Source organism: Micromonospora sp. RP3T (assembly GCF_003027925.1).
Taxonomy (GTDB): Bacteria; Actinomycetota; Actinomycetes; order Mycobacteriales; family Micromonosporaceae; genus Micromonospora.
The window spans coordinates 31,851-57,994 of sequence record NZ_PYPS01000045.1; the positions used below are offsets into that span (position 1 = coordinate 31,851).

Here is a 26,144-nt window from a genome sequence, read left to right on the forward strand (position 1 = left end):
ATGAAGAACCGTCCCCGCGGCGGTCTGGGTCGAGGGCTCGGCGCCCTCATCCCCACCGGGCCGGCGCCGGGTATCGCCCCGCCGGAGGCTGATGAGGCATCCGTCCCGACGGTGGCCACCCCGGCCTTTCCTGTCGCGGACCCGCCCCCCGCCGGGGCCGGCGCGGTCCTCGACCGTGGAACGCCGGCGGCCGAGCCGGAGTTCGAGCTGAGCCCGGTGCCGGGTGCCCGCTTCGCCGAGATCCCGGTCGACACCATCGTGCCGAACCCGAAGCAGCCGCGGCACGTCTTCGACGAGGAGGCGTTGGAGGAGCTGAAGACCTCGATCCAGGAGGTCGGCTTCCTCCAGCCGATCGTCGTGCGGCAGCTCGACGGCGAGAAGTACGAACTCGTCATGGGTGAGCGGCGCTGGCGTGCCGCCCAGGCGGTCGGTCGGGAGAGCATTCCCGCCATCGTCCGGGAGACCAAGGACGACGCGATGCTCCGGGACGCGCTGCTGGAGAACATCCACCGCGCCAACCTGAACCCCCTCGAAGAGGCGGCGGCCTACCAGCAGTTGCTGGAGGAGTTCGGTGCCACCCACGAGGAACTGGCACGCCGGATCGGCCGCAGCCGACCGCAGATCTCCAACACCATTCGCCTGATGAACCTCCCCGGAGCCGTGCAGCGGCGGGTCGCCGCCGGGGTGCTCTCCGCCGGCCATGCCCGGGCGCTGCTCAGCCTCGACGACGGTGAGGCCCAGGAGAAGCTCGCCACGCGGATCGTCGCCGAGGGCATATCAGTACGCGGCACCGAGGAGTTGGTGGCTCTGGCGCTGGCTGAGGGGCCGGCAAAGCCCCCTGCGGCCAAGCGCCGGACCAAGGCGCATGCTCCCGCGCTCACCGACCTCGCCGACCGGCTCTCCGACCGCTTCGACACCCGCGTGAAGGTCGACATCGGCCGGAGCAAGGGCAAGATCACGATCGAGTTCGCGACCGTCGACGACCTGGAGCGGATCGTCGGCATCATCGGCGTGGGCCAGGAGGAACAGCCCGAGGAGTGACTCACTGCTCGACCCGACCCGGCCGCATTCCCGTTGAGGGATGCGGCCGGCGGCATTCCGGCATCCGTTCACCGGTGCGGTTCGCCCACGGTGCCGTGCCTCGCACCCCGTTGCCTCTCGCCCGACGTGCTGTACGCCGCACCCGTTGTCCTTCGCTCGCTCGCTTCCGTTGTCGTTCGCTCGACGCGCTGTGCCTCGCTTCCGTTGTCGTTCGTCGGACGTGACGCGCCCCGACCGGTTGGGTGATCCGGGCGTGCCGCACTGCCACCGACGCCGTTCGTTGGTCGTGCCGCGCTCTACGCGAGGATCGTCGGCCCGCCGGCACCCCCTGTCGTGGAGGGTCGCCGGGCCGGGGCAGCGTGGGGGCCGCCCAAGCGGTGGGGCCAGTGGTGCGGTTTCACGTGAAACGGGCTTGGCTTGCCAGGGCCGCAGGACCGGGTCCCGTCCGCCTTGGAAGTCCCGACCCGAGAACAGGCGCGGGTTTGCCAGCGGGGCGGCGGGGAGCGGTGTCCTTGCGTTTGCTCGTCGCATGCGAATGAGCCGTGGCGACGGCGGCTTGTCTGTCGCCGGAATTGCTCGGTCGCCTTCTCTTCCGGCAGAGGCTTGCCGTGCCGCCTAGGCCGGCTGGTCATCGGCCTCGCCGCCATGCTGTCCCGTGACGGCATGTGCGGTGAGCCCTGGCCCGCACCCCGATCGGTCACCCGGCGGGCCTCGCGATGCGGCCCATGACGACATGCACGGCGCGACAGACGGGTGCGCGGTACGCGTGCGCGGCTTCGAGAACGGCGCGTCTCAAGGCAGTCACCCCGCAGCCCTCGCGGCGATATCCACCACATCCTGGCCGAGTCACCGGCTTAGCGCGGGCCCGAGCCCTGGACGCAGCAGACCCAGCGGTTTCGATGCCGCGCGACGGCGGAGGCGGGCGTCGCGCTCAGGCCGTACATCCTGCCGGCCGACCCGCGTGTGGGCCGGCATCGGCCCGTGGCTTCGGAATGAGGTCTCCACCCTTCCGCCCGGGCAATGCGGTGCCGTTCTCACGGCCCGCTGAGGAGACCCGAGCAGATTCGACCGCGCGGTGCGGTCGGCCAAGGCGCTTCATGAGCCGACCGGTGGGGCGCATCGAGCCGGGGTGGAGCACACCGACGGGTTCCCGCGCATGCGTGAGGTGCAGCGCGAAGCGGGGCCTCTTCGTGCGGGCCGACGAGTTCGGACTGCACGACATCGGGCGAGTGCTCGTGGCCGGCGACGGCCCGAACCCCGCGGGATCCGCGTAGCGCGTTTCACGTGAAACGGAAGGGACCGCGTCCAATCAGGCGCGGTGCTTCCGCCAAGGGCTTGAACCGCCACGGGCGCCCCGCGCTGTCAGGAATCACGGAGTGCTCCGTTTCACGTGAAACGAGCCAGCCCGAGCGGCGGGATCGAGCCCCTGTTGAGCCGCTGCGTCGGAGCCCTCCGCTCGTTGAACGGAAGGGTCGACGGGAGGCCCCGCGACCGCAGAAGTTATCCACAGCGGTTGTCCACAGGCTCACTCCGTTTCACGTGAAACAACACCCGGAAACCCTTGCTGAGCTGTGGATGACGCACTGTGGTGGTGATCTCGGCGGCCTGTGGACAACGTGGTGGACAACGCGTTGTGGATCGTCGAAGCGGCCTCGACTCCGGTGGGAACGGGGAGGGACAGGCGTCGCCAACTCCGTTAGGGTCAGCGTCGTGCAGGACACCCCTCCCTCAGTCCCGGACTTCACCCAGTGGCCCTCCTTCCCCTTCGAGGGCGAGCTTCGCGTCAAGCAGCTCGACGATCCCGTGCCGGTCGAACCTCCCCGTCGGGGTGAGGAGGACCGGGAGTGCACCGCCTGCAACGCGCCCGACGAGGCGTACATCTGGGTCGGAGAGCGGTGGCGGGTCCGGACCATGGACCGGCCCACCGGCCTGCCGATGGTGTTGATCCTGGAGTCCCGCTCCCACCTGGACCTCGGGGACCTGCCGAACCTGCTCGCCGCCGAGCTGGGGGTGATGACCGTCCGGCTGGAGCGGGCCATCCGCTCGCTGGACGGGGTCGCCCGGGTGCACGTCAACCGCTGGGGCGACGGGTCGGCGCACCTGCACATGTGGTTCCTGGCCCGTCCGTACGGGCGGCTGCAACTGCGGGGCACGTTCCTGTCGCTGTGGGACTCGATCCTGCCGCCGATCTCCGAGGAACAGTGGCGGGAGAACCTCGCCATGGTGGCGGCGTGGCTCGCCGAGTTCGGTGGCCGGCCGCTTGCCGAGCCGCCGCGCATCCGGTGGCAGGCGCCGTCGAGCCTGTCCTCGCCGGCGCCGACGGACACCATCGAGGAGCCCGACGAGGAGACGGCGTCGGTGATCGAGGCGGCGGACGAGATCCCGGAGGCCGAGCCGGTGGGGCCGGCCGACGACACCGACGATGACCCGCCTTCCGCGCATACCCCCGACGGCGACCCTCGCGACGCTGATGGCGGGCCCGCGACCGGTGACGCCGGGCCCACGGCGTTGAACGGCGACGCGGAGCCGGCGACGGGATCGGCCGGACCGAACCGGGAGTGAAAGTGGTGGTGCCGGCCGGGTCAGCTCAGCGGCGGGCGGCGGCCCGGCCCACCAGCGAGCCCAGGGCGCGACCGAAGTCGAGCCCGGCGGCCTGGATCGCCAGCGGCAGCAGTGAGGTCTCCGTCATGCCCGGCGAGACGTTGACCTCCAGCACGTGCGGTCGGCCCTCCGCGTCGACGATCAGGTCGACGCGGGACACGTCCCGCAGGCCGAGCGCCGTGTGCGCGGCGAGCGCCACGTCGGTCACCTGCGCGGTCGTGGCGGCGTCGAGCCGAGCGGGCGCGTGCCAGGTGGTGCGCCCCGCCGTGTAGCGGGCCGCGTAGTCGTAGACGCCGTTGCGGGGCACGATCTCGACCGGGGGTAGGGCCTGCGGGCCGTCGCCCAGGTCCAGCACGGACACCGCCACGTCCATGCCGGGTACGTAGCGCTCCACCAGCGCTGTCTGGTCGTACGCGAAACAGCCGACCATCGCGGCCGGCAGCGACGCGGCGTCCCGGACCACGGCGGCGCCCAGCCCGGAACCACCCTGCGCCGGCTTGACCATCAACGGCAGCCCGAGGCGGTCGACGATCCGGTCCAGGACGGCGACCGCGCCCAACTCGGAGAAGCGGTCGTGCGGCAGCGCCACCCAGTCGGGCGTCGGGATGCCGGCCTCGCGCAGGACGGCCTTGGCGGACGGCTTGTCCCAGGCCAGCCGGGAGGAGCGGGCGTCGCAGCCGACGTAGGGCACGTCACACAGGTCGAGTACGCCGCGCAGCGAGCCGTCCTCGCCGGTGGCGCCGTGCAGGGCTATGACCACCGCGTCCGGCGGGTCGGCGGCCAGCGCGGGCAGCAGCGCGACGTCGGCGTCCCGCAGCTCCGCCTGCACGCCGACCGCGCGTAGCGCGTCCAGCACGCGACGGCCGGACCGCAGGGAGACGTCCCGCTCGTAGGAGAGACCGCCGGCGAGCACGAGCACGTGCAGCTCGTCGGCGGAGGATCCGGTCACGGGTGTCGGTGCGGCGGGGGTGACGGCCATGCCGGCATCATGCCAAGTCGGGGCCGGGCGCGTCGGAGCCGCCCTGGCGTCGGCGTGGCCCGGCGTTGCCGACCGCTCCGAAGACCTTCCGCATGGCGATCTCCTGCTCCATCACGCCGGCCAGCCGGCGCACGCCCTCCCGGATCCGCTCCGGCGGCGGGAAGGAGTAGTTGAGCCGCATGTTGCCGGTGCCCGTCCCGTCGGCGTAGAAGCCGGTGCCGGGCACGTACGCGACCCGGGCGGCGACCGCCCGCGGCATCATCGCCTTGGCGTCCAGCCCGTCCGGCAAGGTGGCCCACACGAAGAGGCCACCGGTCGGGGTGGTCCAGGTGGTGCCGGCCGGCATCAGGTCGGTCAGCGCGCCGAGCAGCGCGTCGCGACGCTCGCGGTAGACCTCCCGGTAGGTCTTGAGCTGCTCCCGCCACGGCATGGTGCCGAGGTACGTCGAGACGGCGGACTGCGCGAAGACGCTGGGGCAGAGGATCTGCGCCTCGCTGGCGATGACCAGCTTGTCGCGCACCGCGTGCGGGGCGAGGATCCAGCCCACCCGCAGGCCGGGGGCGAACGTCTTGGAGAACGTGCTCAGGTAGAAGACCCCGTCGCGCCGCCGGGCCCGCAGCGGCGCCGGCGCCTCCCCCTCGAAACCGAGCTGACCGTACGGGTCGTCCTCCACCACCAACAGGCCGGCGCGCTCGCAGATGTCGAGCACCCGCTCGCGCCGCTCCTCGCTCAACGTCACGCCGGCCGGGTTCTGGTACGTCGGGATGGTGTAGAGGAACTTCACCCGCCGGCCGGCCCGGGCCAGGTCGGCGATGGCCACCTCCAACGCCTCCGGGATCAGGCCCTGGTCGTCCATCGGCACGTGGGTCACCTGCGCCTGGGCGGCCTGGAACACCCCGAGCGCGCCGACGTAGGTCGGGCCCTCGGCGAGCACCACGTCACCCGGGTCCAGGAAGAGACGGGCCACCAGGTCGAGCGCCTGCTGCCCGCCGACGGTCACCACGACGTCCTCCGGGGAGGCCCCGCAGGAGGCGTCGATCCCGGAGAGGGCCATCACCTCGCAGATCCGTTCGCGCAACTCCAGGGTGCCCTGGCCGATGCCGTACTGGAGGGTGGTGGCGCCGTGCTCGGCGCCGAGCCGGCCGAGCATCTCGCCCACCGCGTCGAGCGGCAGCGCGGCGATGTAGGGCGCTCCGCCGGCGAGCGAGACGACCTCCGGCCGGCTGGCGACCGCGAAGAGCGCCCGGATCTCGGAGGCGGTCATCCCCCGGACGCGGCGGGCGTACCGGTCGGTGTAGTCGTCGAGCGTCGTGCCGGTCATGACATCACCTCGGTCGGGGTGTCGGCGGGGCTGCCGCCCGGTGTGGTACCCGCGATGCCGGCATCCAATGGCGGCGCGCGGCCGATTGGTCGATCGTAGTCCCTGATGACCGGCGCGGAACCCGCCGTGTGGACACGTCCACATCCCGGACCCCCGGGTCCGTCGCCCGGGTGGGCGTTCGCGCGTCCTCTCCCGCGTCGGCGGGCGGAAGCGTACGATCGCTCGTCGGGAGCAGGAGCGGCGGCGGCACACCGCGGTGGCCGACGCTCCGAGACTGGTGGTGGGGTGCGCTCATGTCGCGACGTCTGGTCAGCCTGACGCTTGACACCCTGGAGGACCTTCCCCGATCCTGCCGGCGGTGCGTCTACTGGGAGCTGGATCCGGTCTCCGCGGAGCGGGCCTGCGCGGCCGGCGACCCGGGCCTGGAGAAGGAGGCGTGGGTCTCCCAGACGCTGCTGGAGTGGGGTTCCTGCGGCAAGTTGGTCTACGTCGACGGCATGCCGGCCGGTTTCGTCATGTACGCCCCGCCGGCGTACGTCCCGCGTTCGATGGCGTTTCCGACGTCGCCGGTCTCGGCGGACGCGGCGCTGCTGATGACCGCGCACGTGGTGCCCGCGTTCGCCGACGGCGGTCTGGGCCGGATGCTGGTGCAGGGCGTGGCGCGGGACCTCACCAAGCGCGGCATCAAGGCCATCGAGGCGTTCGGCGACGCCAAGTTCGGTGACGAGCCGGACGGCCCCACCCGGGCGTGTGTCGCGCCGGCCGACTTCTTCCTCTCGGTGGGCTTCAAGACGGTCCGCCCGCACCCCCGCTACCCCCGCCTGCGGCTGGAGCTGCGCACGGCGCTGAGCTGGAAGTCCGACGTCGAGTACGCGTTGGAGAAGCTGCTCGGCTCGATGAGCCCGGAGACGCTGCTGCGTCCGGTACGGCCGGCGCCGGCCACCCGCTCGACGAGCTGACCGGCTCAGTCGACCACGGTGCCGGCGGCCACGATCGCCCGCAGCTCGCTGACGTCGATCGAGCCGGTCGGCACGTCCCGTTCGATCGGCAGGTACATCCGCTGCACCCCGGCCACGATCGCCTCGACCACCCGGTCGCGGAAGCGCGGGTCGATCAGCCGACCCCGGTCGGTGGGGGAGGTCAGGTAGCCCACCTCGACGCGGACCGCGGGCATCCGGGTCAGCCGGAGCAGATCCCACGCCTTGGCGTGGGTGCGGCAGTCGCGTAGCCCGGTGCGGGCCACGATCTCCCGCTGTACCAGCCCGGCCAGGCGCTCCCCGGTGGCTGAGGTGACGCCGTTGTCGGTGCCGTAGTGGTAGGTGGCGACGCCGTCGGCCGCCGGGTTGGCGTGCCCGTCGGTGTGCAACGAGATGAACACGTCCGCGCCGAGCGAGTTGGCGAGCTGGGCCCGGTCCGCGTCCGGCAGGCAGGTCGGGGACGACGGGCCCCGGGTGAGCTGTACCCGTACCCCGGCCGCCGCGAGCCGCCCCTCCAGCCGGCTGGCGAGGTCGTGCACGAGGTCCGCCTCGGTCCAGCGCAGCGAGCCGTCGGGCACCACCACGCCGCTGTCGGTGCCGCCGTGGCCCGGGTCGATCACCACGGTCCGGCCGACGAGCGTCGGCCCGGCCTGGCGGATGGCGTCGGACTCGCGTAGCCACTGCGGGCGCCCGCCGACCACCTTGCGGCCGAGCCGGCGCAGCGCGTTGACGGTGTGCGGGCCGCACGAGCCGTCCGGTTTCAGCCCCATCTCGCGCTGGAACTGGGCCACCGCGCGGGAGGTGCGGATGCCGTAGATGGCGTCGGCGCGGCCCACGTCGTACCCCATCTCCAGCAGGCGTTCCTGGAGCGAGCGGACGTCCTCGCCGGTCAGGGGCTCGGGCACCGCGTGGTAGAGCGCGCGGGCGCCGAACCGCCAGCGGGCCGCGTCCAGCGCCCGCCAGGTCTCCGCGCCCACCCGCCCGTCGACGCTGAGGCCGCGGGACTGCTGGAAGGCGCGGACCGCGCGTTCCGTCGCGGCGTCGTAGTCGTCGGCGCGGCCGTCGGTGGGCAGCAGTTCCAGGCCGGCGAGCACGGTTCGGATCTCGGCCACCGCGGGGCCCCGGTCACCGGGTCGGATCGGACGCACGACGACCCCCTCTGCACGGGCGCTGGCGGAGGCGGTAGCTCCGACGGACGCTTACGGAGCGTACCGTGACCGGTTACCCGCCGGGTTGGGGTTCGCGCAGGTCAGGAACGCCGGAGCCCCCGACACCCGGGTGGGGGTGACGGGGGCTCCGGCGGTGTCGGGTCGCTCAGAGCGCCGACTCGATGAGCTTGACCAGCTCGCCCTTCGGCTTGGCGCCGGCGATCGACTGCACCGGCTCGCCGTTCTTGAAGATGGTCAGCGTCGGCACGGACATCACCCGGTAGGCGCGCGCCGTCTCGGGGTTCTCGTCGATGTTGAGCTTGACGATGGTGACCTGGTCACTCATCTCGCCCGCGATCTCCTCCAGGAGCGGCGAGACCTTGCGGCACGGACCGCACCACTCCGCCCAGAAGTCGACCAGGACCGGCTTGTCGGACTTCAGCACGTCGCTCGCGAAGCTCGCATCCGTGACCGCCTTGGTTGCTCCCACTATGAACCCTTTCTCCCTTTGGTGAAATTCTCAGCCCTGCAGGGTGGCGATGAACCGCTCGGCGTCCAGCGCGGCCGCACATCCGGTGCCAGCCGCCGTGATGGCCTGCCGGTAGGTGTGGTCGACCACGTCGCCGGCGGCGAACACGCCCGGCACGTTGGTGCGGGTGCTCGGCGCCTGCACCTTCACGTAACCCTCGTCGTCCAGCTCCACCTGGTCGCGGAACAGCTCGCTGCGCGGGTCGTGGCCGATCGCCACGAACACGCCGGTGACGTCGAGCACCTTGGTCTGGCCGGTGTGCACGTCACGCACCCGTACGCCACTGACCTTGCCGTCGTCGCCGAGGATCTCCTCGACCGTGGTGTTCCACTCCACCTTGATCTTCTCGTTGCCCAGCGCCCGCTCCGCCATGATCTTGCTGGCCCGGAACGAGTCGCGCCGGTGGATGATCGTCACCGACTCGGCGAAGCGGGTGAGGAAGCTCGCCTCCTCCATGGCCGAGTCGCCGCCGCCGACCACCACGATGTGCTGGTTACGGAAGAAGAAGCCGTCACAGGTGGCGCAGGACGACACGCCGTGGCCGAGGTATTCCTGCTCGCCCGGCACGCCCAGCGGACGCCACGCCGAACCCGTGGAGAGGATGACGGCGCGGGCCCGGTAGGCGGTCTCGCCCACCCAGACCGTGCTCACCGCGTCCGAGCCGATCTCGCCGGTGTCCTTCAGCTCGACCCGGGTCACGTCGTCGGTGAGGAACTCCGCGCCGAACCGCTCGGCCTGCTTGCGCATGTTGTCCATCAGCTCGGGGCCGAGGATCCCGTCGGCGAAACCGGGGAAGTTCTCCACCTCGGTGGTGGTCATCAGCGCGCCACCGGACTGCACGCCCTCGATCACCAGCGGCTTGAGGTTGGCGCGCGCGGCGTAGACCGCCGCGGTGTAGCCGGCCGGCCCGGAGCCGATGATGATCAGGTTGCGGACCTCGTCCACTGCCGTCTCCCGATGTGTGTGTTCGTCACCGGTACGCACCGATGTCGATCCGAGTGCCGACCGCGCGGAGGCGTCGGCGCCTGACTTCCAGAACGTCATCGTACGAAGCGGGGATTCCCGAGCCGGTCATCCGGTGGGTCACGTCACGTGGCGGGACAGGACCGCTGACCGCGGTTTCACCCTACCCGCGTGCGGAACCGGGTGTCCGCGCCGGACCCGGGTACGCCGCATTCCGGCCCGCTCACCCAGCCCCAGCGGGCGCCACCGGCGTCCGAGAACGTCACCACCAGCGCCGGGCTGCCCTGGAACCGGGCGTAGTCGACCAGGTCGACGGTGAGCGGTGCCGCGCCGTGTTCGGCGCCGATCGCGGTCAGGCAGGCGGCCAGCGCCTCCGGCCGGGCGAGCCGGTCCAACCCGCCCACGGCGCCGAGGCGGTTCGTGTCGGCGGCCAGAGGTGTCTCCCGGCCGCCGTCCGGCGCGCCCGACGGCCCGGCCATGTCGGGTCGGGCCGACGCCGCCTTGGCGTCCCGGCCGAGGCGTTCCGGGGTCCAGTCCGTGCCGCTGCGTACGGTCGGCCCGGTGGTCCGGTACGGCGCGCCCGCCGCCGGCGCCGCCTCCCCGGCCGGTCGACCGACGGTGCTGCTGTCCCCGCCCGTGTCGGCCAGCCGGCCGACGCCGAGACCGACCGCGGCGACCGAGGCGGCGGCCAGCGCCACCGGCCCGGCGACCCGGGCCCAGCGCCGGGAACGTCGACCCGGCCCGGTGTGCCGGTCGGGACGGGTGACCGTGCCGGGCGGGCGGGTCGTCCGGCCTGGCTGTGCCGGCACGGTGACCGGCGTCGCGTCAAGACCGGCGTGTTGGGGCACGTGGTCGGCGGCCGGGGCGGGGCCGGCGCCGGCGAGCGCGGCCGTGATCCGGTCGGAGACCGCCACCGGCAGCTCCGGCGCGGGCGACGACGCCCAGTCGGCCAGGTCGGCGTGCACCAGGTCGAGCGCGCCGGCCAGGGCCGCGTACGCCGCGCGCCAGGCCGGGTCCTGCTCGACCAGCCGGGCCACGGTGGCCTGCTCGGGGGTGCCGTCCAGCGCCCCGCCGAGGTAGTCGGCGAGGAGGTCGTGGTCGACCTCGCTGAACTCCCGCGAACTCACGGCTCCTCCTGGCTGGCGTCCGGCCGGGTGAGTCCCGACGAGGATCCGACGCCCTCGGGCCGCCGGCGGTTCCCTGCGGTGACCCGCGGCACGTGCCCGGCGTCGTCGGCGCCGGTGCGCAGGTGCCCCAGCAGCACGGCGAGCCGCGCCCGACCCCGGGCGCACCGGCTCTTCACCGTCCCCTCGGCGACGTCGAGGATCCGGGCCACCTCGGCCACCGGGTAGCCCTGCACGTCCACCAGGACCAGCGCGGCCCGCTGCTCCGCCGGCAGGGCCGCGAGCGCCTGGCGGACCACCAGCGCGGTGTCGTGGTCGGGGGCGGGCGCGGCCGGTTCGACGCCGCCGGTGTGGCGTCCCGGCTCCCCGTCGGTGTGCACCCCGTCGGGCAGCGGGACGGTGGCGTGGGTCTGGCGTCGCCGCATCCGGTCCAGGCACGCGTTCACCACGATCCGGTGCAGCCAGGTGGTGACCGCCGAGTCGCCCCGGAAACGGGCCGCGGCGCGGTGCGCCGACAGCATCGCGTCCTGGAGCGCGTCGGCCGCCTCCTCGCGGTCCCCGATGGTCCGCAGCGCCACCGCCCAGAGGCGGTCGCGGTGCCGGTGGAACAGCTCGGTGAAGGCGTCCCGGTCACCCGCGACGTGGGCGCGGAGCAGCTCCAGGTCGGAGCCGGCCGGCGGGCCGTCACCGGTCGCCGACCAGCGGCTCACGAGCCCTGGACCGTGATCTCCTGGACCCCGATCTTCCAGCCGCTGCCGTCGTCCTTCTTCGGCAGCTCGGTGATCCAGAAGAGGAGGTACTGGTACTTCTGGGCGGGATCGAACCCGTTGAACGTCATCTTGGTGCCGTCGTGGTCCTCGAACGGCTGCCCGATCACGGTGGGGTACGCCGCGACGAGGTCCTTGTCGCCCTTGGAGGTGGAGGGGAACTCACCGTTGGTGCCGGCGCGCAGCTCGGCCGAGGCGCCGGTGGACGAGAGCGTGGCCTGGAGCGACTTGACCGTGTGCGGGGCGCCCAGGTCGATCCAGACGCCCATGCCCTTCTTCAGGCCGCCGAACTTGCCGTTGTTCCGGTAGGTCTGGGTCTCCCAGCCCTCGTCGTCGCTGCCGTCGATGACCTTCTCGGCGTTCCGCACCTCGGCGCGGTCCCCGCTCTCCGGGTCGATGATCCGGACGTCGGAGACGGTGAGCTTGCGGACCGGCGCGGCCGCCTCGGTGCTGCCGCCCGTGGCGGGGGCGCTGTTGGTGGGCTGGGCCACCGGCTCCTTGGCGTCGTCGTCACCGCCCCCGAGCACGCTGATCCCGACGAACAGACCGACCAGCGCCACCACCAGCAGACCGGCGACGCCCAGGGCGACCTTGCGCCCGCCGGCCGCGGCCAGCGGGGACGGCTCCTCGCCGGGGTCGGCGGTGAAGCGCAGCGGACCGGCCTGCTCCAGGAACTGCTCGTCGGCCGGGATGTCCAGCCGGCTCAGCTCGGCGGACAGCACGTCCGACGAGGGCGGGGCGATCTCCGGGTCGAGCAGGTCCATGGTGAGGTCGTCGAGGTACGCCGGCACCCCGGCGCGGACCTGCCGGGGCGCGGCGATGCTGCCGCTGGCGTCCCGGACGGCATCCGGCAGGGCGGCCCGGCCGTGCCCGGCGGTGGCGCCGTGCAGCGGGGCCTCGCCGTGCGGCCAGTGCCCGGTCAGCGCGAAGTAGAGCACCCCGCCGACGGCCCGCAGGTCGTTCTCCTGGCTGTCCGCCCCGTCGGTGCGCGCGTCGGCCACCACCACCCGGCCGTCGTCACTGATCATCACGGTGCCGGGGTGGAGGTTGCCGTGCACCATGCCGGTGGCGTGCACCGCGGCCAGGGCGCTGGCGACGGCGTTGCCGATCGCGGTCGCGCGGGCCGGGTCCAGCGGCCCGTCGGCGGCGACCAGCTCCCGCAGCGACTGGCCGTCCACCCACTCGCGGACCACGTAGGCCCGGTCGTCCTCGTCGATGGCGTCATAGACGCCGACCAGGTTGGGGTGGATGACCCGGCTGGCCGCGACCGCGGCCTGGAGCATCTCGGTGGCGGAGTCGCCGCCGGGGTAGCGGAGGACCACCGCGACGGGGCGGCGCAGCACCACGTCGACCCCGCGCCAGACCAGCCGGCCGGCACTGTCGTTGTTGATGTGCTCGACCAGTTCGTAGCGCTCGGCGAGGAGCTCACCGACCGTGGGAGCACCGAGGGTCACGACCGCGGGAGAACTTTCCTCCGCTTCCTGACCCTCGCCGACCTGGGTCACCCGTCCTCCCTCGGTGATCGTGTCGATCGATGGACCCGTGCTGCTGGGCATGTGGCTTCCCGCTCTGGCTTCGGTGGAACCGGCACGGTCGGCGTCGACGCCCACGTCGACGCCGGACGTACCCGTCGAGAGCGACCTTACCCGGCATGCCCGGTTCTCCGACATGTCATCTTCCCGCTGCGGCGGGCGGGAAGCCAGCCGCAGCGAACACGCACCGCCAATCTAGAGGTTGACGGCAAGTGAGCGGTGCAGGGGCGTGCCGGTGTGGCGTGCCGGTGCTTTCCCCGTCCCGGCCTGGGCACCCTCGTCCGTACGGTTGGTTGTCCACAGGCCGAGAGGCCTACTGGACGGCGGAATCCCGAGTTATCCACAGCCGTATCCCCAGCCTGGTGATCCTCGTTCACCGTCGGTCACGGGTGGGCGCTCAGCGCCCGAGCCGCCGTCGCACCATGCCGACCACCTCGGTGATCTCCCCGATCCGCAGCAGCATGGCCAGCCCGAGGTACGTGCCGCCGATCGCCGCGCCGCCGACCACCAGTTGGACCGCGGCGGCGAACCAGCTCAGCTTCGCCGGGTCGCCCGGGAGCACCGCGAGCACGAGCAGACCGACCAGCGCGGCGCCGAGCGCGGCCACCACGACCCGGCCGAGCGTGCGCATGATCCGCCCCAACCCGATCCGCCCCACCCGGGGGCGCAGCAGCATCGCCGAGATGATGGCCGCGGCCAGGTACGACACCGCGTTGCCGAGCATCATCCCGGCCGCCGCGAACGTGTTCGAGAAGATCAGGAAGAGGCCGACCTGGAGCAGCACCCGCAGGATCACCACCGGAATGTTGATCAGCGCCGGGGTGCGCGTGTCGGGCAGCGCGTAGAACGCGAACGTGAAGAGCTGGCTGACCGCGAACGGCACCAGACCGAGCGCCGCGACCAGCAGCACGGTCGAGGTGGCCACCGCGTTGTCGCCGGTGAACGCGCCGTACCGGAACACCACCACGGAGATCGGCGCGGCCAGCACCGCGTAGCAGACCGCGATCGGGGCCAGCACCGCGGTGACCATCCGGGTGCCCCGGGACAGGTCGGCGGTGACGTCGCCGAACCGGCCCTCGGCGGCGGCGGCGCTCATCCGGGGCATCAGCGCGGTGATGATCGAGACCGCGATGATGCCGTGCGCCATCATCAGCAGCAGGAAGACGTTGTTGTAGATCAGCAGACCGGCGTTGTTGCCACCGGCGGCGCGGGTGAGCAGGTTGACCACCACGAAGAGACCGAGCTGGTTCACCCCGACGTAGCAGAACATCCAGCCACCGAGCCGGGCCAGCTCGGCCAGGCCGAGCGCCCGGAAGTCGAACCGCCACCGCCACCGGAAGCCGACCTTGCGCAACGCCGGCAGCAGGCCGGCGGTCTGGACCGCGACACCGAGCAGCGTGCCGCCGCCGATCAGCAGGATCCGCTCCCAGCTCATCTCACCGGGCTGGACGATGTTGGCGCCGAAGACCGCGATGTAGAGCGCGCAGACGCCGATGACCACCAGATTGTTGAGGATGGGCGCCCACATCGGCGCGGCGAAGTGCCCGCGGGTGTTCAGCACCGCGGCGATCAGCGCGCTCACGCCGGTGAAGAACAGCATCGGCAGCATCAGGTACGACAGGCTGGTGACCAGGCCGCGGTAGTCGGCGTCCTTGCCGCCGGCGTAGATGGCGGTCAGCACCGGCGCCGCGACCAGGGCGAGCAGCACGGTGGCGGCCAGCGCCAGCACCGCGAGCGTGAGCAGCCGCTGGGAGTACGCCTCGCCCCGGTCCGGGTCGGACTTGCGCCGCCGGACCAGCACCGGGATCAGCACGCTGGTGAGCACGCCGCCGAGCAGGAACTCGTACACCTGGTTCGGCAGGAAGATCGCGGTGGTGAACGCGTCACCGACCAGCGCGCCGCCCAGCGCCGCGCCGATCATCAGGTTGCGGATGAAGCCGGTGCCGCGGCTGACCAGGCTGCCGATCGCCATCACCGCGCTGTTCGCCGCGGCGCTGGTCTCGGCGACCACCTCCTGCGGCGGCGCCACCGACTCGACGCCCGGCTGGTTCAGCGGCTCCGCCGAGATGAAGGTCGCGCCGTCGTCCGGCGGCAGGCCGCCGTCGTGCGCGTTCGCGCTGCGGTAGAGCCCGCCGCCGCTCATCTCACAGCCTCCCAGGGGGATGTCGGAACCGGGCCCGACGGCCCCGCACCACCGGAACCTTAGTCAACCTCGCCCGGTTACCCACGCCCGGCGCGGTCGATCCACCCCCGGCCCGCTAGGCTGGCGATCCCATGTCCGAAGCCTCCGCCTCCGCCGCCGATCGCCGTGAGCTGACCGCCGCGCAGCGCAACGCCGTCGCCGAGCTGCTCCGCGTGTCCCCGGTCGCCGACGAGCTGGGACGGCGCTTCGCCCGTGCCGGTCACGAACTGCACCTGGTGGGCGGATCGGTCCGGGACGCGCTGCTCGGCCGGCTCGGCAACGACCTCGACTTCTGCACCGACGCCCACCCGGACGAGACCGTCAAGATCATCCGGGGCTGGGCCGAGTCGATCTGGGAGACCGGGCGGGAGTTCGGCACCATCGCCTGCCAGCGCGACGGGCTGACCCTGGAGATCACCACCTTCCGGGCCGAGGTCTACGACCAGGTGAGCCGCAACCCGGTGGTGCAGTACGGCACCAACCTGGCCGATGACCTGAAGCGTCGCGACTTCACCGTCAACGCGATGGCGGTGAGCCTCCCCGACCACCGGTTCACCGACCCGTACGGCGGTCTGGACGATCTTGCCGCCCAGATCATCCGTACCCCCGGGACGCCGCGGGAGTCGTTCCGCGACGACCCGCTGCGGATGCTGCGCGCGGCCCGGTTCGCCGCGCAGCTCCGCTTCGCCGTCCACCCCGACGTCCGGGACGCGATGGCCCGGATGGCGTCCGACCTCGACCGGATCACCGCCGAGCGGATCCGGGACGAGTTCACCAAGCTGCTGTGCGGCGTCGACCCGGTGACCGGGCTGCGCCTGCTCGTCGACACCGGCCTGGCCGAGCGCTTCCTGCCGGAGCTGACCGGGCTGAAGCTCACCATCGACGAGCACGCCCAGCACAAGGACGTCTACGAGCACACCCTCACGGTGGTCCTCAACGCGATGTCGATGGAGGAGCAGGGCTGCGACTTCGTGCTGCGGATGGCCGCGCTGATGCACGACGTCGGCAAGCCCGGCACCAAGGCGGTCGGTCCGGACGGCCGGGTCAGCTTCCACCACCACGAGGTGGTCGGCGCGCGGCTCACCAAGGCCCGGATGAAGGCGCTGCGCTACCCGAAGGACGTCACCTCCCAGGTGGTCAAGCTGGTCGGGCTGCACCTGCGCTTCTACGGGTACGGCCGGGGCGAGTGGACCGACTCGGCGGTGCGGAGGTACGTCACCGACGCCGGTGAGCTGCTGTCCCGGCTGCACAAGTTGACCCGTTCCGACTGCACCACCCGCAACCGGCGCAAGGCGGCCCAGCTCGCGGCCGACTACGACGCGTTGGAGGAGCGGATCGCCCGGATCGCCGCCGAGGAGGACCTGGCCCGGGTCCGGCCCGACCTGGACGGCAACGCGATCATGGAGCTGCTCGGCGTGCCGCCGGGCCCGGTGGTCGGCCGCGCCTGGGCGCACCTCAAGGAGCTGCGCCTGGAGCGCGGCCCGCTGGACCGGGACGAGGCCGAGGCGGAGCTGCTGCGCTGGGCCCGCAGCGAGGGCATCGTCGGCTGATCCGCCGGCTGGGGAAAAAGCGACGACGATACGCCGGCGTGTCGACCGAACGGTTGACCTGTTCCGGTCGATCTCTCCCGCATGATGTTGGTCATCGCCAGCCCTCCCGTTCGACGGGCGCGGCTGTCCTGATCTCATCCGCCCGTCCGGTCCGGACGGTCGCTGGACACGGGGAGACAATTCGGTGTCACGTCCCGGCGCGCTGCGCCGCTCCGCGCTGGTGGGGCTCGCCCTCACCTCCGCCACCTCGATCATCTGCGTCGCCACCGGGGGCGCCGCCCTCGCCGACCCGGTCACCCCGCCGCGCGGCGAGGTCCGGGGCGCCGGCACGGCCAGCGCCGTGCCCGGCAGTTACATCGTCGTCCTGAAGGACGGCAAGGCCAGCCCGGCCAAGGTGCGGTCCACCGCGTCGGCCCTCGCCGGCGAGCACGGCGGATCCGTCCGGCAGGTGTACAGCCGGGCCCTGCACGGCTACTCCGCCGCCATGGACCGCCGGCAGGCGGAGCGGCTCGCCGCCGACCCGGACGTCGCGTACGTCCAGCAGGTCCAGCGTTGGAAGACCTCCGGCAGCCAGACCACGCCGCCGTGGGGGCTGGACCGGATCGACCAGCTCAAGCCGAAGACCGACGGCCGGTACACCTACCCGGCGACCGGCGCCGGAGTCACCGCCTACGTCATCGACACCGGCATCGACATCGACCACGACGACTTCGGCGGGCGGGCGAGCTACGGCTACGACGCCGTCGACGGCGACGACGTCGCGCAGGACTGCAACGGCCACGGCACGCACGTGGCCGGCACGCTCGGCGGCACGAAGTACGGCGTGGCCAAGGACGTCGATCTCGTCGCCGTGCGGGTGCTCGACTGCGACGGCGCCGGTCGCACCGACAAGGTGCTCGCCGGCATCGAATGGGTCACCGCCAACGCGGTCAAGCCGGCGGTGGCCAACATGAGCCTCGGCGCGGACGGCACCGACCGGGTGCTCAACGAGGCGATCGCCCGCTCGATCGCCTCCGGCGTCACGTACGCGGTCGCGGCCGGCAACGAGTCGGCGGACGCCTGCACGGTCTCGCCGGCGAACGTGCCGACCGCGATCACGGTCGGGGCCACCGACCGGCTCGACTTCCGGGCCCGCTTCTCCAACTACGGGTCCTGCCTGGACACGTTCGCGCCGGGCGCCGGCATCGTCTCGGCGGAGCAGGGCACCACCGACGGGTCGGTGGCGATGAGCGGCACCTCGATGGCGTCCCCGCACGTGGCGGGCGCCGCCGCGCTGCTGCTGGAGGCACACCCGACCTGGACGCCGCAGCAGGTGCGCGACTCCGTCGTCACCACCGGCATCGGCGGCGCGGTGCACGACAGCATGGGCTCGCTGGACCGGCTCCTGCACCTCGGCGCGGTGCCCACCGCGCGGGGCTCGTACGGGCTCAAGGCCCGGTCCAACGGTCGCTACGTCGTGGCGGAGAGCGCCGGGACGAAGCCGTTGATCGCGCGTGGCACCACCATCGGCGCCTGGGAGAAGTTCGACGTGGTCGACGCCGGCGGTGGCCTGTACGGACTGCGCGCCCGGGTCACCAACAAGTTCGTCACCGCGGAGAGCGCCGGCGCGAAGCCGTTGATCGCGCGTGGCACCACCATCGGCGCCTGGGAGAAGTTCCAGATCGTCGACAACACCGACGGCACGGTCAGCCTGAAGGCCACGGTCAACGGCCGGTACGTCACCGCGCCGAGCGCCACCTCCCCGCTGATCGCCAGCAAGACCTCGATCGGCGCGGCGGAGAAGTTCGACTTCGACGCGCCGGCCCCGATCGTCGGCATCAAGGCGGTGGCCGGCGGCCGGTACGTCACGGCGGAGAGCGGCGGCGCGAAGCCGCTGATCCCCCGCTCGACGACGGTCGGCGCCTGGGAGAAGTACGAGGTGGTCAGCGACGGCGACGGCTTCTTCGGCCTGAAGGCGCTGGCCAACGGCAAGTTCGTGGCGGCGGAGAGCGCCGGGGCGAAGCCGCTGATCGCGCGCAGCACCTCGATCGGCGCGTGGGAGGCGTTCGTCTTCCTCGACTACTACGGTGACGGCTCGGTGAGCCTCTACGCCAACGCCAACGGCAAGGCGGTCACCGCCGGCAGCGCCGGCACCAGCCAGCTCGTCGCGAGTCGCGTCATCGACTGGAACAGCGACACCCTCGGCCTGAGCGCCGGCGAGAAGTTCGTCCTCGCCGTGCTCTGACCCGTACCACCGCACGGCGCCCGCCGGCTCCCCGAGGGGAACCGGCGGGCGTCGTCGTTCACGGGGTGACCGTGCTGCCGTCCACCGCGTTCTTGCCGTTGGTGTGCGCGCTGCCCAGCCGGGCGAGCAGGCCGGCCAGGTCGATGCCGGTCAGGTCGCTGCCGAGCTGCAGGCCCTGGGCGACGTTGCCGGCCACCGACTTGGTCAGCGACGAGGCACCGTCGGTGGAGATGACGGTCATCTTGTCGATCGCGCCGATCGGGGCGCTCGCCGCACCGACCACCTCGGGCAGCACCTTGACCAGCAGGTCCAGCACCGCTGCCTCGCCGTACGCGGCGAACGCCTCGGCCTTGCGGGCCATCGCGTCGGCCTCCGCCTGCCCCTTGGCCAGGATGGCCGCGGCCTCGGCCTGACCCTCCCGCTCGACCGCCTCGGCGATCGCGGACCGCCGGCGCTGCTCCGCCTCACCTTCCTTGGCGCCCTCGATCGCGTTCGCCTCGGCCAGCGCGGCGCGGCGGGCCCGCTCACCCTCACCGGTGAGCCGGGACTGCTCGGCGATGGCCTGGGCGGCGGCGATGGTGGCCTGCCGCTCGGCGTCGGCGCGCAGCACCGCCGCGTTGCGGGCCGCCTCGGCCTCCTGCTCCACCTTGTACCGCTGCGCGTCGGCCGGCTTGCGGACCTCGGTGTCGAGCTGGCGCTGCTTCAGCTCGGCGTTGCGCTCGGCCACCTTCTGCTGCTCGGAGAGGATCGCCTGGTCCCGCTCGGCCTGGGCGAGCGGCCCGGCCGCGGCCGACTTCGCCTTCGCCGCGTCGATCTCGGCCTGGATGCCGGCCTGCTTGAGCGACAGGTTCCGGTTCGCCTCGGCGATCGCCTCCTCGGCGAGCAGCCGCTCCTGCTCGGCGGCCTGCCGGGCGCGGGCCTCGGCGATGGCGGCGTCCTTGAGCACCCGGGCGGCCTCGGGCCGGCCCAGGTCGGCCAGGTAGGACCCCTCGGCCAGGATGTCCTGGAGCTGGAACGTGTCCAGCACCAGGCCCTGGTTGGTCATCGAGTGCTCGGCCTCCTCGGCCACCGCGCTGGCGAACGCGGCCCGGTCCCGGATGACCTCCTCGACGGTGAGCCGACCGACGATCGAGCGCAGCGCGCCGGCCAGCACCTCGCGGGTGAAGTTGTCGATCTCGTCCTGCTGGTGCAGGAAGCGCTGGGCGGCGGCCCGGATGGCGTCCTCGGTGCCGCCGACCTTGACGATCGCGACGCCGTGCAGGTCGGCGCGGATGCCCTGCTTGCTCACCGCGCCCCGGATGCCGACGTCGATGCGCCGGCTGGACAGGTCGAGCGACTGGAGCTTCTGCACCACCGGCAGCACGAACACCGAGGCGCCGAGCACGACCTTCTGCCCGGACATGTCGGTGGACCGGATGCCGTCGGCGGTCTGGGTGGTGCGGCCCTTGCGGCCGGTGACGATGAACGCCTCGTTGGGCCCGGCCACCTTGATCCGGGAGAGCACGAAGAAGACGAGCAGGACGGCGAGGAGGACCGCGCCGCCGATGGCGACGAGCAGGGGCATGGGGGTTCCCGTCTGTGCGGAGGGATCAGTAGGTCTCGACGTGCACGCTGGTCTCGCTGAGCGCTTCGACCACGAAGATCCGGGCGCCGACCGGGATCGGCCGGTCGGACCGGGCGTTGAGTTTGACCGGCTGGCCGGCGAGGCGGACCCGGACCTCGCCGTAGCCGTCGCGGGGGATCGGGGTCACCACCAGACCGATCGCGCCGGCCAGGTGGTCGCGGGTGGGGGTCGGATCGGTGCGCATGTCGCGGGCCGCGCGGCTCAACCGGGCCGCCAGCCAGCCGGTGGGCACGGCGGCGAGCGCGCCGCCGGCCACCGCCGCCGCGATCATGCCGGGGGTACGCGCCCCGAGCATCTCGTTGACGATCGCGCCGCCGAACCCGAACGCGCCGACGAACCCGGCGACCGCCTCCAGCGACACCGGCCCGTCGATGTCCGGGTGGCCGAGGTGCAGCACTCCCGACCCGAGCAGGGCCAGCGTCAGCACGCCGACGCCCACTCCGCCGATGATCAGGAAAACGAGCGTCCCCGTGGCCACGACCTGCACGGTATCGACCTGGTGCAACGTTCTGCGCACTGAGCGGACGCTCAGTACGGTGCGATCGTCACCGCCAGGTCGACAAGTTGCTTCGGCAGCGGCTGACGGACCAGTTCCCGGCCGGTGCGGTCGGCGAGCACGAAGTCCCCGGCGCCGAACGGCCGGCGGTAGAGCAACCGGTCGTCGGTGACCCAGGCGACGTCGGCGCTGGGTAGCGGGTTCACCACCCGGCCGGTCGCGGTCTCCACCAGCAGCGGCTCCTGATGCCCCTGGACGACCACCAACGTGCCGTCCGGCGACCAGGCGTCCGGGCCGACCGGCCCGCCCGGCAGCTCGACCAGTCGGGTGGGCCGGCCGTCGTCGACCGACAGGAGCTGCACCCCCTTGGCGAGGTCCCGGGGCCACGCCTCCGACTTCTTCCTGCTCAACGTCAGCGCGACCGACCGGCCGTCCGGCATCCAGGTGAATTCGCACCGGTCGGCGCAGGGCCAGCCGAGCAGTCCCACCGGATGGGTCTTCTTCTTCCCGTCCAGGTCCAGCACGATGAAACCGAAGTGGTCGAGCTGATGGGTGGTGAACAGCAGGCGCCGGCCGTCCGGCGACCAGCTCGGCGTGGAGAGCGCGCGGCCCACCTCGTACCAACGGGTCTTGCCGGTGGCCAGATCGAACAGGCCCACGTCCCGGGGACGGCCCTCGTCGCGGACCGCGACGAGGGAGCCGGTCGGCGCCGGGAAGATGCCGTCGTACTTGTCGGTGGCGAAGTAGCGCCCGCGCCCGCGGTCGAGCAGGAACCCGCTGCCGGAGCCGCCCACCACCTGGGCCCGGGTGACCACCCACTCACCGGGCAGCACCAGCGGCCGGTCCGCCCAGTTCGCGCCGGGTTCGGCCCGGAGCGCCGGCGAGGGGGAGACGGTGACCGGTGGGGTCGTGGGCGGCGGGGCGGAACGGGGACGCAACAGCACGAACGGCAGCGTCACCGCCACCACCGCGACCAGCGCGGCGGCGGTCGCGGCGACCCGTCGGCGGCGACGCAGCCGACGGCCCCGCCCGAGCGCCCGCAGCGCCAGGTCCGGCGCGGGCGCGACGCCGTCGGCCAGATCGCGTACGGCCGTCCGGAGCGTCTCCTCCAGCGACGTGCTCATCGGGTCACCTCCGCCCGGGTGGTCAGCTCGTCGAGGGCCGGCACCAGTTGCCGCAGCCGAGCCAGTGCCTTGGCGCTCTGGCTGGCCACCGTGCCCGGCCGGCAGCCGAGCAGCGCGGCCGTCTGCTCGACGCTCAGGTCCTCCAGGTAGCGCAGCGTCAGCACCGCGCGCTGCCGGGGTGGCAGCGCCCGGAGCGCGTCCCGCAGCAGCATCCGCAGGTCACTGTCGTCCCCGACCGCCGGCCGCTCCGGCACGTCCGCCACCGGCACCTCCGCGCGCCGCGCCCGCCGCCGCCAGCCGGAGACCTGGTCGTGGTAGAGGATCCGTTTCACGTACGGCTCCGCGTCGCCGCGGATCCGGGGCCACCGGGCGTACGCCTTGGCCAGCGCGTTCTGGAGCAGGTCCTCGGCCGCGTGCTGGTTGCCGGCCAGCGCGTACGCGACCCGCAGCAGGACCGGCCCCCGTTCGTTGACGAACGCGGTGAACTCCCCGTCGACCTCCGCCACCGTCCACCTCCGTGTCTCAGACGCCCCGGGGCGGGGGAAACTTTGCCCACCGCGCGACAATGGGTGGCATGCGCTGGACCGTGCTCGACTCGCCGATCGGGGAGTTCTCCGTCGGCACCGACGCCGACGCCGTACGCGGCGCGCACTTCGGCCGGGTGGCGTCGGCGTCCGACGAACCCGGCGACGACCTGGCCCGGCGGGCGGTGGCCGAGTTGCGGGCCTACTTCGCCGGCGAGCTGACCGAGTTCGGCGTGCCGGTGGCGGCGCCGCGCGGCTCGGAGTTCGAGCGCGCGGTCTGGCGGGAGATGACCCGCATCCCCTACGGCGAGACGACCACCTACGGCGAGGTGGCCCGCGCGCTCGGTGACCCGGGCGCGGCCCGGGCGGTGGGGGTGGCGTGCAACCGCAACCCGGTGCCGGTGATCGTGCCCTGTCACCGGATCGTCGGCGCGGGCGGCAAGCTGGTCGGCTTCGGCGGCGGGCTGCCGCGCAAGGTGACGCTGCTGGAGCTGGAGGCGGGCGTCGCCCTGCGCCGCGCCTGGTCCTGACGTACGGAAGAGGGAAGGCCGGGTCCGCGCGGACCCGGCCTTCCCTCGGTGTGGTTCAGCGCGTCAGCGCTCGATCTCGCCCTTGATGAAGGACTCGACGGCGGCGTGCGCGTCGTGGTCCGCGTACTGCTGCGGCGGGGACTTCATGAAGTACGAGGAGGCGGAGAGGATCGGGCCACCGATCTTCCGGTCCAGCGCGATCTTCGCGGCGCGGACGGCGTCGATGATGACACCGGCCGAGTTCGGCGAGTCCCACACCTCGAGCTTCAGCTCCGCGTTGAGCGGGGTGTCGCCGAAGGAGCGGCCCTCCAGGCGGATGTACGCCCACTTGCGGTCGTCCAGCCACGGCACGTGGTCGGACGGGCCGATGTGCACGTCGCTCTTCTGCATCTCGTGCGGGATCTGGGAGGTCACCGACTGGGTCTTCGAGATCTTCTTCGAGACCAGGCGGTTGCGCTCCAGCATGTTCATGAAGTCCATGTTGCCGCCGAAGTTGAGCTGGTACGTGCGCAGCAGCTCGACCCCGCGGTCCTCGAAGAGCTTCGCCAGCGCGCGGTGCACGATGGTGGCGCCGACCTGGCTCTTGATGTCGTCACCGACGATCGGCAGGCCCGCGTCCTCGAACTTCTTGGCCCACTCCGGGTCGGAGGCGATGAAGACCGGGAGGGCGTTGACGAACGCGCAACCGGCGTCGATCGCGGCCTGGGCGTAGAACTTGTCGGCCTGCTCGGAGCCCACCGGCAGGTAGGAGACGACCACGTCGACCTGCGCGTCGCGCAGCGCCTGGGCCACGTCGACCGGCGTGGCGTCCGACTCCTCGACGATCTCGCGGTAGTACTGGCCCAGGCCGTCGAAGGTCGGGCCGCGCTGCACGCTGACGCCGGTCGGCGGCACGTCGCAGAGCTTGATCGTGTTGTTCTCGCTGGCGACGATCGCCTCCGCGAGGTCCATGCCCACCTTCTTGGCGTCCACGTCGAACGCCGCGACAAACTCCACGTCCGAGACGTGGTAGTCGCCGAAGGTGACGTGCATGAGACCCGGGACGCGGTCGTTCGGGTCGGCGTTCCGGTAGTACTCCACGCCCTGCACGAGGGACGAGGCGCAGTTACCCACACCGACGATGGCGACGCGGACGGAGCCCATAGCGTCTGCCTCCTTCTTCTTCATCACGGCCGCTCTGTCCTGGACGTTCCAGGCGTGGGCGGGCTGTCGTTGTCTCCTCGGCCGCCGACCGTCCGGGAATCCGGGGCGGTCGGGGCCCGGCCGGAGCGCTCGTTGGCGATGAGCTCCTCCAGCCAGCGGACCTCGCGCTCGCAGGCGTCGAGCCCGTGGCGCTGCAGTTCCAGGGTGTACGCGTCGAGGCGCTCGGCTGCCCGGCCGAGCACGTCACGAAGACCTTCGCGGCGCTCCTCGATCTTGCGACGGCGACCTTCCAGGATCCGGAGCCGGGTGGCCTGGTCGGTCCGGGCGAAGAACGCGAAGTGCACGCCGAAGCCCGTGTCGTCGTACGTCTCGGGTCCAGCCTGCGCTATGAGCTGGGCGAAGCGTTCCTTGCCCTCCGCGGTAATGGTGTAGACCACCCGACCACGTCGGCTGGTCAGCGCGGGAACCTCCTCGGCGGTCGCGGGTGTCTCGGCGGCTTCGGTGATCCACCCCGCCGCCTGCAGCCGTCGCAGGGTCGGGTAGAGCGAGCCGTAGCTGATCGCCGCCCGGATGGCGCCGAGCTTGGCGGTCAACTCCTTGCGCAGCTCGTAACCGTGCATCGGAGCCTCCTGCAGGAGGCCCAGGATGGCGAACTCGAGCACGGGCGCCATCCCTTCTTTCCCCCTGCGCGGAGGGCTTAACCGCCGCGATGTATCGGGCCGATACATCGAACGTTAGCCGAGACCGGTGGCCAGGGCAAACCTCTGGTTACGCGACGCGATCCTCACTGATCGTGACCATGGTCGCCTCGGTTCCTCGGAGCGCGTACCCTTTGCCGCATGCGTACGCAGCGCCAGGTCGTCGACTACTCGCTCCAGAAGCGAGCGGTGCTGCGTGAACTCCTCGCCGGGCGGATCGGCACGTACGACGTCTGCGACGCCTCGCCGTACCTGAAGAACGCCGCCCGTTTCCACGGCGAGCCGACCGATCACCGCTGCCCCATCTGCCGCAGCGAGAACCTCACCCACGTCCACTACATTTACGGTGACGAACTCAAGCAGTCGGCGGGTCAGGCGCGTACCCGGGCCGAGTTGCCCGTGCTGGCCATGACGCTGCGTGAGTTCCAGGTGTTCGTGGTGGAGGTCTGCCCCGGCTGTGACTGGAACCACCTCGTCGAGCAGTTCCTGCTCGGCCGGGACGGTCTCGCGGGCGAGGCGACGGATGCGACCGCGTCGGCCGCGGCCGACGGCTCCACCGCCCGGCGAAGGCGAGAGGCGCAACGGTGAACTCGGCTGTCCCGACCACTGCCGGCCCGTTACCCGGGCGGCACGCGCGACAGCCGGTAAGCGTAATTGGTCCGATTAGGTCGGATTTGACGGACACGGGCCGGCGCGGCGGGCCGGTAATCTTCCGTGTTTCAGCTCACGGCAACCCGGTGGCGGCGCCCCCGCGCCCCACCGCGACCGGCAGGGTGTGAGGAATGAACTACGGCGATTCCAGTTCTTCGCGTGGGCGGGCCCAGATCCCGGGCCCGAACGGCGACCCCGGCTCCGAGCGGAGCTCGCGCGGGAACGGTTGGTCCGGCGCCCCCGAGGGTGGCGCCTCGGCGCGTGCCTCGGTCACCCCGGGCGGTGTCGGCGGCCGGGCCCCGGTCGGCGGCGTCGCCCCGGCGCCCCGTGGGGCCGCGGGCTCGGCCTCGGTGGGCCGCGCCGGCGCGGGACGCGCCTCGGTGCCGGTCTCGCCGGCACCCGGTGTCGCCGGGCGC

Annotated in this window: 22 protein-coding genes and 1 pseudogene; 8 read left to right on the forward strand and 15 right to left on the reverse strand. The window is 72.5% G+C overall.

The window, feature by feature from the left end; genetic code table 11:
* A complete protein-coding gene (locus C8054_RS27760; RefSeq protein WP_107161975.1) occupies nucleotides 1–1,041 on the forward strand; it encodes a ParB/RepB/Spo0J family partition protein in 1,041 nt (346 codons plus the stop codon).
* Nucleotides 1,042–2,751: 1,710 nt separating this feature from the next.
* Nucleotides 2,752–3,603 (forward strand): hypothetical protein, encoded by an 852-nt coding sequence (locus tag C8054_RS27765; protein WP_233220213.1) that lies wholly within the window; start codon nucleotides 2,752–2,754, stop codon nucleotides 3,601–3,603.
* Between the two features lie 25 nt (nucleotides 3,604–3,628).
* Here the strand turns inward: C8054_RS27765 and C8054_RS27770 are convergent, their stop codons facing one another.
* Both C8054_RS27770 and C8054_RS27775 read right to left on the reverse strand, forming a co-directional pair.
* Entirely contained in the window at nucleotides 3,629–4,621 is a 993-nt protein-coding gene (locus tag C8054_RS27770) for a D-alanine--D-alanine ligase (protein ID WP_107161977.1), read from the reverse strand.
* Between the two features lie 7 nt (nucleotides 4,622–4,628).
* Nucleotides 4,629–5,942, reverse strand: coding sequence for a PLP-dependent aminotransferase family protein (locus C8054_RS27775; protein WP_107161979.1), 1,314 nt, complete (start codon nucleotides 5,940–5,942; stop codon nucleotides 4,629–4,631).
* A 293-nt stretch (nucleotides 5,943–6,235) separates the two neighbouring features.
* Here C8054_RS27775 and C8054_RS27780 point away from each other — a divergent pair, with 293 nt between their 5' ends.
* A complete protein-coding gene (locus C8054_RS27780; protein WP_107161981.1) occupies nucleotides 6,236–6,901 on the forward strand; it encodes a GNAT family N-acetyltransferase in 666 nt (221 codons plus the stop codon).
* Nucleotides 6,902–6,906: 5 nt separating this feature from the next.
* Here the strand turns inward: C8054_RS27780 and C8054_RS27785 are convergent, their stop codons facing one another.
* The 7 genes from C8054_RS27785 to murJ form a co-directional block, all read right to left on the reverse strand.
* Nucleotides 6,907–8,067 carry an N-acetylmuramoyl-L-alanine amidase gene (locus C8054_RS27785; protein WP_107161983.1) on the reverse strand — a complete coding sequence of 387 codons (1,161 nt, stop codon included), beginning with the start codon at nucleotides 8,065–8,067 and terminating at the stop codon, nucleotides 6,907–6,909.
* Between the two features lie 166 nt (nucleotides 8,068–8,233).
* Nucleotides 8,234–8,557: a thioredoxin gene (gene trxA / locus C8054_RS27790; protein WP_107161985.1), complete on the reverse strand. Its 324-nt coding sequence runs from the start codon at nucleotides 8,555–8,557 to the stop codon at nucleotides 8,234–8,236.
* A gap of 30 nt (nucleotides 8,558–8,587) precedes the next feature.
* The gene (trxB, locus tag C8054_RS27795; RefSeq protein WP_107161987.1) at nucleotides 8,588–9,541 is read right to left on the reverse strand and encodes a thioredoxin-disulfide reductase; all 954 of its coding nucleotides are present in this window, start codon (nucleotides 9,539–9,541) and stop codon (nucleotides 8,588–8,590) included.
* 176 nt (nucleotides 9,542–9,717) lie between these two features.
* Nucleotides 9,718–10,686 (reverse strand): hypothetical protein, encoded by a 969-nt coding sequence (locus C8054_RS27800; protein WP_107161989.1) that lies wholly within the window; start codon nucleotides 10,684–10,686, stop codon nucleotides 9,718–9,720.
* Nucleotides 10,683–11,393, reverse strand: coding sequence for an RNA polymerase sigma factor SigM (sigM, locus tag C8054_RS27805; protein WP_107161992.1), 711 nt, complete (start codon nucleotides 11,391–11,393; stop codon nucleotides 10,683–10,685). The genes C8054_RS27800 and sigM overlap by 4 nt, the downstream gene beginning before the upstream one ends.
* On the reverse strand, nucleotides 11,390–13,006 hold the full coding sequence (locus C8054_RS27810) for a protein kinase family protein (RefSeq protein WP_107161994.1): 1,617 nt from the start codon (nucleotides 13,004–13,006) through the stop codon (nucleotides 11,390–11,392). Before C8054_RS27810 ends, sigM begins: the two co-directional genes overlap by 4 nt.
* Before the next feature lie 373 nt (nucleotides 13,007–13,379).
* On the reverse strand, nucleotides 13,380–15,125 hold the full coding sequence (gene murJ / locus C8054_RS27815; RefSeq protein WP_107161996.1) for a murein biosynthesis integral membrane protein MurJ: 1,746 nt from the start codon (nucleotides 15,123–15,125) through the stop codon (nucleotides 13,380–13,382).
* A 131-nt stretch (nucleotides 15,126–15,256) separates the two neighbouring features.
* On the opposite strand from murJ, the gene C8054_RS27820 reads away from it, so the two are divergent.
* Together C8054_RS27820 and C8054_RS27825 are read left to right on the forward strand one after the other, a co-directional pair.
* A complete protein-coding gene (locus tag C8054_RS27820) occupies nucleotides 15,257–16,714 on the forward strand; it encodes a CCA tRNA nucleotidyltransferase (RefSeq protein ID WP_107161998.1) in 1,458 nt (485 codons plus the stop codon).
* 184 nt (nucleotides 16,715–16,898) lie between these two features.
* Nucleotides 16,899–18,938: a S8 family serine peptidase gene (locus tag C8054_RS27825; protein WP_107162000.1), complete on the forward strand. Its 2,040-nt coding sequence runs from the start codon at nucleotides 16,899–16,901 to the stop codon at nucleotides 18,936–18,938.
* A 58-nt stretch (nucleotides 18,939–18,996) separates the two neighbouring features.
* Here C8054_RS27825 and C8054_RS27830 read toward each other — a convergent pair whose 3' ends face one another.
* Genes C8054_RS27830 through C8054_RS27845 form a run of 4 tightly spaced genes read right to left on the reverse strand, consistent with a single transcriptional unit; the run spans nucleotide 18,997 to nucleotide 22,688 of the window.
* Nucleotides 18,997–20,502: a flotillin family protein gene (locus C8054_RS27830; protein ID WP_107162002.1), complete on the reverse strand. Its 1,506-nt coding sequence runs from the start codon at nucleotides 20,500–20,502 to the stop codon at nucleotides 18,997–18,999.
* A 25-nt stretch (nucleotides 20,503–20,527) separates the two neighbouring features.
* On the reverse strand, nucleotides 20,528–21,049 hold the full coding sequence (locus C8054_RS27835; protein WP_233220216.1) for an NfeD family protein: 522 nt from the start codon (nucleotides 21,047–21,049) through the stop codon (nucleotides 20,528–20,530).
* A 41-nt stretch (nucleotides 21,050–21,090) separates the two neighbouring features.
* Nucleotides 21,091–22,182: a PD40 domain-containing protein gene (locus tag C8054_RS27840; RefSeq protein WP_107162004.1), complete on the reverse strand. Its 1,092-nt coding sequence runs from the start codon at nucleotides 22,180–22,182 to the stop codon at nucleotides 21,091–21,093.
* Entirely contained in the window at nucleotides 22,179–22,688 is a 510-nt protein-coding gene (locus C8054_RS27845) for a SigE family RNA polymerase sigma factor (protein ID WP_107162006.1), read from the reverse strand. Before C8054_RS27845 ends, C8054_RS27840 begins: the two co-directional genes overlap by 4 nt.
* 68 nt (nucleotides 22,689–22,756) lie before the next feature.
* Here C8054_RS27845 and C8054_RS27850 point away from each other — a divergent pair, with 68 nt between their 5' ends.
* Complete coding sequence (locus C8054_RS27850; protein WP_107162008.1) at nucleotides 22,757–23,236, forward strand: methylated-DNA--[protein]-cysteine S-methyltransferase; 480 nt, start codon at nucleotides 22,757–22,759, stop codon at nucleotides 23,234–23,236.
* Between the two features lie 63 nt (nucleotides 23,237–23,299).
* Here C8054_RS27850 and C8054_RS27855 read toward each other — a convergent pair whose 3' ends face one another.
* Together C8054_RS27855 and C8054_RS27860 are read right to left on the reverse strand one after the other, a co-directional pair.
* Nucleotides 23,300–24,379 carry an inositol-3-phosphate synthase gene (locus tag C8054_RS27855; protein ID WP_107162010.1) on the reverse strand — a complete coding sequence of 360 codons (1,080 nt, stop codon included), beginning with the start codon at nucleotides 24,377–24,379 and terminating at the stop codon, nucleotides 23,300–23,302.
* A gap of 23 nt (nucleotides 24,380–24,402) precedes the next feature.
* Entirely contained in the window at nucleotides 24,403–25,041 is a 639-nt protein-coding gene (locus tag C8054_RS27860) for a PadR family transcriptional regulator (RefSeq protein ID WP_107162022.1), read from the reverse strand.
* 177 nt (nucleotides 25,042–25,218) lie between these two features.
* Between C8054_RS27860 and C8054_RS27865 the strand changes: the two genes are divergently transcribed.
* Together C8054_RS27865 and C8054_RS32920 are read left to right on the forward strand one after the other, a co-directional pair.
* Nucleotides 25,219–25,665 carry a DUF5318 domain-containing protein gene (locus tag C8054_RS27865; RefSeq protein WP_107162012.1) on the forward strand — a complete coding sequence of 149 codons (447 nt, stop codon included), beginning with the start codon at nucleotides 25,219–25,221 and terminating at the stop codon, nucleotides 25,663–25,665.
* Between the two features lie 194 nt (nucleotides 25,666–25,859).
* Nucleotides 25,860–26,144: pseudogene (locus C8054_RS32920) on the forward strand (penicillin-binding protein); the annotation flags it as partial.